General features: G+C 42.2%; 5 protein-coding genes and 1 pseudogene. 2 read left to right on the forward strand and 4 right to left on the reverse strand.

Going from position 1 to position 6372, the window contains the following annotated elements; all coding sequences use genetic code 11:
- A partial coding sequence (locus H595_RS22985; RefSeq protein WP_037055420.1) for a transposase occupies positions 1-286 on the forward strand: 286 nt, incomplete at its 5' end.
- 360 nt (positions 287-646) lie between these two features.
- On the opposite strand, the gene H595_RS22990 is transcribed toward H595_RS22985, so the two are convergent.
- The 3 genes and pseudogenes from H595_RS22990 to H595_RS22995 form a co-directional block, all read right to left on the reverse strand.
- The gene (locus H595_RS22990; RefSeq protein WP_051219994.1) at positions 647-1324 is read right to left on the reverse strand and encodes an IS5/IS1182 family transposase; all 678 of its coding nucleotides are present in this window, start codon (positions 1322-1324) and stop codon (positions 647-649) included.
- Positions 1325-1523: 199 nt separating this feature from the next.
- Positions 1524-3377 carry a carboxylesterase family protein gene (locus H595_RS0119015; protein WP_027672579.1) on the reverse strand — a complete coding sequence of 618 codons (1854 nt, stop codon included), beginning with the start codon at positions 3375-3377 and terminating at the stop codon, positions 1524-1526.
- 74 nt (positions 3378-3451) lie between these two features.
- A pseudogene (locus tag H595_RS22995) lies at positions 3452-3919 on the reverse strand (transposase zinc-binding domain-containing protein); the annotation flags it as partial.
- A 292-nt stretch (positions 3920-4211) separates the two neighbouring features.
- Between H595_RS22995 and H595_RS0119025 the strand changes: the two are divergent.
- On the forward strand, positions 4212-5459 hold the full coding sequence (locus H595_RS0119025) for a serine hydrolase domain-containing protein (protein WP_027672580.1): 1248 nt from the start codon (positions 4212-4214) through the stop codon (positions 5457-5459).
- Between the two features lie 198 nt (positions 5460-5657).
- Here H595_RS0119025 and H595_RS23000 read toward each other — a convergent pair whose 3' ends face one another.
- Positions 5658-6083, reverse strand: coding sequence for a class I SAM-dependent methyltransferase (locus H595_RS23000; protein ID WP_338109752.1), 426 nt, complete (start codon positions 6081-6083; stop codon positions 5658-5660).
- Positions 6084-6372: the final 289 nt, after the last annotated feature.

Raw genomic sequence — 6372 nt, forward strand, 5'->3', positions numbered from 1 at the left:
GATCAGCCAGTCTTGGCGAAACAACTGGAGCCGGCTGAGTGTATTCTTCGACTATCCACCTGAAATCCGGAAGGTTATTTACACGACCAACGCGATTGAATCTCTGAATGCCAGCTTGCGGAAAGTGACTAAAACCAGACGTTCATTCCCGAACGACGAAGCCGTGTTAAAACTGCTATATCTGGCTTTACATCAAATTGCGAAGAAGTGGACAATGCCACTTAGGGACTGGAAACCGGCGATGAATCAGTTCATTATCATGTATGGTGACCGTGTATCGCTATGAGAAACAGCCACTTACACAGAAAATTTTACATACTCCCAGCGAACGCTGGCTTGTAGTTAGTTAGGGTCAGTAAATTTGGTGGTGTTCACTATTAATCATACAAGTAATTGTTGCTGCAACTCACAAGGAACTACTTTCAGGTTTTTCTCATTTCAAATCATCGTTGTTTCTTAAAAAAGGTTTGAATCAGATTCCCATACCACGTCGGATAACTTGGTTTGAACAGAATGCTTAGCTTGGTATCGCCTTTCCAATTGATAACGCTTAATTTTCATTGTAGGTGTTAGAAGGTTGTTTTCTATCGTCCAAGGCGTTTTCGCAATCATAATGTGGGATAACTTCTGATGATTCTCTAATGTGTTATTTACGTTGCTTAACAATTGTAACGGCGCCTGCAATAGTGCGTAAACGCTTCAATGCTCTTCTGGCCTTACCCCGTAATTTTGGATGACGGAAATGACGACACTGAAGTCTTAATTGCTTCACCTCTGTGACATAAGTTCGGCGCTGTTTTATCCCGTGCTTTTTGGCCAATTTATTGAGTCGGTTGATGATCTTAATGGCGAGCTTTGTATCCGTGGGATAGGTGATGGCTTTTTCCTGTACCGTAGTATCTACCAGGACTTTATCTTCTTCCGCGTCCTGCTGGTGTAATGCCACCGAAACTGCAAAAATAGCATTGACACCTTCTTCCCCAATTCGCAGACGAAAAGCCGTGATGTCGGTGCGATGACAGGGGGGCTCAGTCTGAAAATCGACTTCACCACAAAACACCTGGTAGTAAGGATTCATCATCCATTGGGCGATGACATTGTCATCACTGAGGTTGTACATCTGTTTCAGCATCAGGAGTCCACACATCAGCCTGACGGGTTTGCCAGGTCGTCCTTTGTCGCTGTAATGAACTGACAGCGTTTTATTCAGGAAATTCCAGTCAATCTCATCAGCAAGAAGCAGAAGAGGATGCTTTTGGTCGAGCTGGGAAATGAGGTCAAAAAAGCCTATTTGCGGGGATGTCTGAGGGCTGTCTTTTAGCATAAAACTGTAGTCCATTTCGACCAGAAACTGATGATAATTTTACCAATTTCGGTCGAAAAAGACTAGAATGGATAGATGATTATTTATAAATATCAGTAAGTTATAAGATTATAACGGCTAACTATTTATGCATTACATGCTACATTTCAGTCTTCACCAAACAGCTTGAAAATGTTTGAATTTTTCTAAAGACTCTAGTTTATCTAGCTAAATTCCCCTGCAACCACTCACTAAAGCGTCGATGAGTTTCAGTATCTTGGTAAACGTGACCACGCTCAGGAACAAAAGATGTTGTGACGTTTGCACCAGTACTTTCAAGCTTCGCCGAAAACTGCTGCATGAGCTTGATGTCCAGTGCAGGGTCCGCCTCTCCGTGGTAAATGAAAACCGGCTTACCTCGAAATTTTTCAAGACTGTCTGTTTTTAAAAAGTTGGGGAAATCTACCGTACCTAACCACTCGTTAGCCAAATTAGGGTGACCAGCAAATACGGCTACGCCTCTAAACTTTTCAGGGTTGCGGTAGTACGTTAGTAATGCACCATACCCCCCCATAGAAAACCCACTGATAAAGATGTTGTTCTTGTCGATAAGAAAGTGACTTGAAACATCATCGATTGCTTCATTAATATCAATTTCTGACTGGTGGTAAGCGTAGGCATAAAACTTGTCTCTTCCAGACGGCGCAATTTCGATAAAACTTCCGTCACTTCTTGATGCATTCAACTGCGAAAGGTCATCTATTCCGCTGCCATGCAAGAACACCATAAGTGGGTATTTTTTTTCAGGGTCGAAATTTTCAGGAAGCTTTATGGAATACGGCTGTAAAGAGCCATCCAATTTTGAGCGAAAAGCTCTCCGTTGAGGTTTGGTTGAGTGAGGAGATATTGATTTACCTGATCGCAGCGAGGACAATTCAGTTTTGAGGCTCAGGATATCGTCAATAAGTTGTCCAGATATTTCATAAGGTTTAAGGCCCAATATCTGACTTGTAATGCGCTCTAGTTGGAACAGCAGTCGATTTTTAAGACCGTTGTCTAAAGCTTCTCTAGCGAGTAATTGTGCGGTTTCTGCCTCAACGTCAAACTTTGGTAATAGAGCAAAGTCATTAATTGCACATTCTCCACGCAAACAGAGTTCAAGTTGATAAACACCTGGTTCAAAGCCGACAGTTTGCAAAACGACGCTATCATGTTCTTGCCAAGTCACCGAGGTATTTTTAATAAACTCTCGAGACTTGTGTTTGATACCCCAACTGTACTCATCACGTTTAGCAGTAGACGCGAGCTTGATTGAAATTGGATTTCCAGTGACCTGTGTACGATTATTGAATTTAAAATTTGGGTGATACTTAAAACTTTTTGAGTCTGCTTCTAATTCAAAAGGACGCAGAAGTCGATAGGCTATAGCCTCATCCCAAATCCCTTCATCATGTACGATCGAAAAACCTTTGGTTACACGCTCGCCATTAAGGCCTGTAAGGCCTTTGGCAAAATAGATATTTAAATTTAATTTGCCATCAAATGCTGGCTGGTACGGATACACATCCCGCCAACTAATAAGCGATTCGAAAAACGTACCATGCTCTGTTGTGCCTGCGGCAACCTGCGTTAACGAGCTCAGTTTCCTCGCACGGCCATCACCGTTGTACGAGGAAATATATTTCTCCTGAGGCTTGTCTGAATTTATATTCGTTGGTGAAAAAGCGAATTCAATGAACTCTGCCGCTCTAGATGTTGCTGTACTCGGGCCAACCATGACTTTAAATCCGTCACCATGCAAAAAGCCTCTTTTATGATATCGAACGCTATCGTCACTCGTTTCTATTGCGATATAAAGACCACTATGATGATAAGCGACATAGTAACTGACATCTGGGACCTCACGGAACGTGTTATCAAAATCATACTGCTGTGCGAACTTATGCTTCGCCAGGGTTGTAATAAATGGATCTTTCTTACCATCAATTTTTGGCAACTCAGATACGACCTGCAAGGAATTTGCTAAGGCTGAAAATGACAACCAGAAACCAATAACTAACGCTAACCGCCACATAATTATCTCCTATGATGTTTATCAGCTTTAGTCGTTTGTAAATGCTAAGAGGTTTAAATACATATAAAATTCAGATATCCAGCCCGTTGCACAATATCTGCGGCAATAGCACGGTGGATGATTTGCATGATTTTGCTTAAATGCTTGGGATACCTGGCAAGCAATAGACGAAGTGGGATGGGCAAACTCAACACCCATTGACGTACTGGATATCCATATAGGACATCATCGACCAATAGCTTGGCACTCTCGGCCATGCGTCTGGCACCACAGCTTGGGCAAAAGCCTCGTTTCTTGCAGCTAAATGCTACTAGTTTCTCGTGTTTGCAGTCGTCACAAACTACGCGAAGAAATCCATGTTCAAGGCGTCCACATCTTAGAAACTCTTCAAACTCTTTTTCTACGTGCTTTGGCAGCGACTTCTCTTGATGTGAAAGCTGCTCCAGAAATTCAGGATAGTGACGTTCGACTAATTGATACAGCAATGTCTGTTCTGGCCGATGTCGTTTATAGGTAGAATGTTGAGGCACTAGCAAAGGCATCCTTGCCAAGGGTTGGTATCTCAGTGTGCTGATGCGGTTGGGTTTAGTCTACTGTCCTTTGAGGTGGGAAAATTCTTTATCTCAAGGTCCGGTTTACGTACTGAGCTGCCGATGAAACAGTCAAACGTCACCGGCGGCTTTTGGCACAGAGGCGATCTTCACTTTGAGCGAATTGCAGTCGTTCAGAACAGCTTCTGTCGAATAGCGGAAATGACGCACACCGCAAGACCTGACCCTATTCGTTTGCTACACTGCGAAAACTAGTTGGATTGTTAAACGCTAAGGAAAAGTTTTGCTCATTTTAAAGTCCAGCCTGTTACTTCTTTTTGTATTCTTTAGCTTTAAAAGCTTAGGCAGTACAGAACACTCAGAATCGAATAACAGTTCAGCACCAACAGCTACCGTCGAAGAAGCAGCTATAAAACACTGGAATCAACCTGAAATAAATCGTGAATTTTGGGATATTCCTATGCTAAAGCAGGCTTTTATTGACGTTAAGCCTGCGAACTTAAGTGATGGCATAGCCATAGGAGAGTTGGGTATTGATGGCGGTAGAAAAGCAAATATCCTTGCATTAGCTTTGGAGATTGCAGAAGGAAAGCACGGTAAGTTTGATAGCCTATTAATCCATCATAAGGGCAAGCTATTATTTGAATCTTATTACTTAAGAGGTCGAATAGATTTATCTCACCCGCAATCATCAGTCACAAAGGTTTATACTGGTATGGCGCTTGGTCGTGCCATACAGTTAGGCTATTTAAGCATGGATGATTTAGATAAACCCGTAGCAAGTTTTCTGAAAAACCTCGACCCTTCAAAGTTTGTTGATGGTGCAAGAGATATTACATTACACCAAGCTTCAACTATGACAACGGGCCTTCGTATTAACGATGAAAACCGCAAATCTATGACAGGCAATCCATTATTAGTAAGAGGCCAAAAGGAAATTCAGTTTCTTTTCGAGCACAGTGCTCCTATAACCTCAGAATCAAAGAGTTTTTACTACGATATTGGACCTCAACTTATTATGCAGGTACTAGAGGCTGTTGTACCCGGCAATGTTGAAGCGTTTATTAAAACAGAGTTATTGGCGCAATTAGGCATTACAAATTTTGATTGGAAGGCTGCGCCTAGCGGATTGCCTGAGTCCATCTGGAAATCGAGCTTAACATCACGAGACATGGTCAAGATGGGCATACTGGCAGCAAACGAAGGTAAATGGCAAAGTAAGCAAATAATTGATAAATACTTTATGACAAGATCGACCAGTAAACTCATCACGACGGGAGATGATGAAATTTTCGGAGATGGCAAAGACGTTTCTAACCAAGGCTATGGCTACTATTGGTGGAGTTCTGATTTGCAAAGTTCGGGTAAAAAATACTCTAGTGTTTCGGCGCAAGGAGGTGGGGGAATGTACATCATCCTGATTGAAGAGTTAGATTTAATTATTGCGATAACAGCTCACCATGTAGAGCATACAACACAACAAATTGTTGCCGAGCGGATTTTACCTGCATTTGTCAATAGCAATGAATAATAAAGTGTGATCTTCACATAAGCTAGGTCTATTGATGAATCTGCGTTTTCGGCATTTCCATGAATAACAGCTTAGTTAGTATTTGAACAAACTCACACTCTGAAGATCCCCTTCTGGCACAAAATTGGTCTAAGCAATGAGCTAGTACAAATGAGCGAAAAGCGTACGTTAACGTCACCGCTTCTTGCCTTGTTACAGTTAAGGCTTGGTAGCAATTGTATAGACATGCTTTTCAGGGTACTGATCTAGCTCAAGATGCAAAATCGATAAGCCATTATTGATCAGGATTTGTATATTCTCGTTAATGCCAATAGAGCTGTAATAAAAAATGTCATTGCGCCATTGGTCGGTATGTTCGCCCTCAGCATTGCCAAATGTATATATTAAAATCCCATCCTTCGCCAAAAGCTTGCACAGCTTTGTAATAACTGGCTTCTGCATTGCTAATGGCAAGTGAAAAATGCTATCCCAAGCAAAGATGAAATCAAACTTCTCTTCTGTTTCCCAAGTACAAATATCTTGCTGCACAAATTTGTGCTCTGGATGATTAGCGCTAGCCAACTTCACCATTTCTTTCGACACATCGAGACCAGTTGCGTATTTCGGGATGATCCGGCCAGCGATTTCGGCATGAGTCGGCCACCCATTTCGGTATCATCCGGCCACTGATTTCGGCCTCATCCGGCCATCTGTTTCGGTATCGTCCGGCCAGTTTGTTCTTCCTTCGTTTTACGGACTTTGGCATAACAGTTTTTTAACTGTTTTGCCGGAGTAGTCATGACACGTAAAAAGAAAATGGTAAGGACAGATATGCAAACTTATCTGGATATATTCCGCCTCAAATTTGAAGCACGGTTAAGCGATCGGCAAATCTCCCAAGCGTTGAATATTGGTCGGGCAACCATCAGTGATT

The organism is Rheinheimera baltica DSM 14885, from assembly GCF_000425345.1.
GTDB lineage: Bacteria > Pseudomonadota > Gammaproteobacteria > Enterobacterales > Alteromonadaceae > Alishewanella > Alishewanella baltica.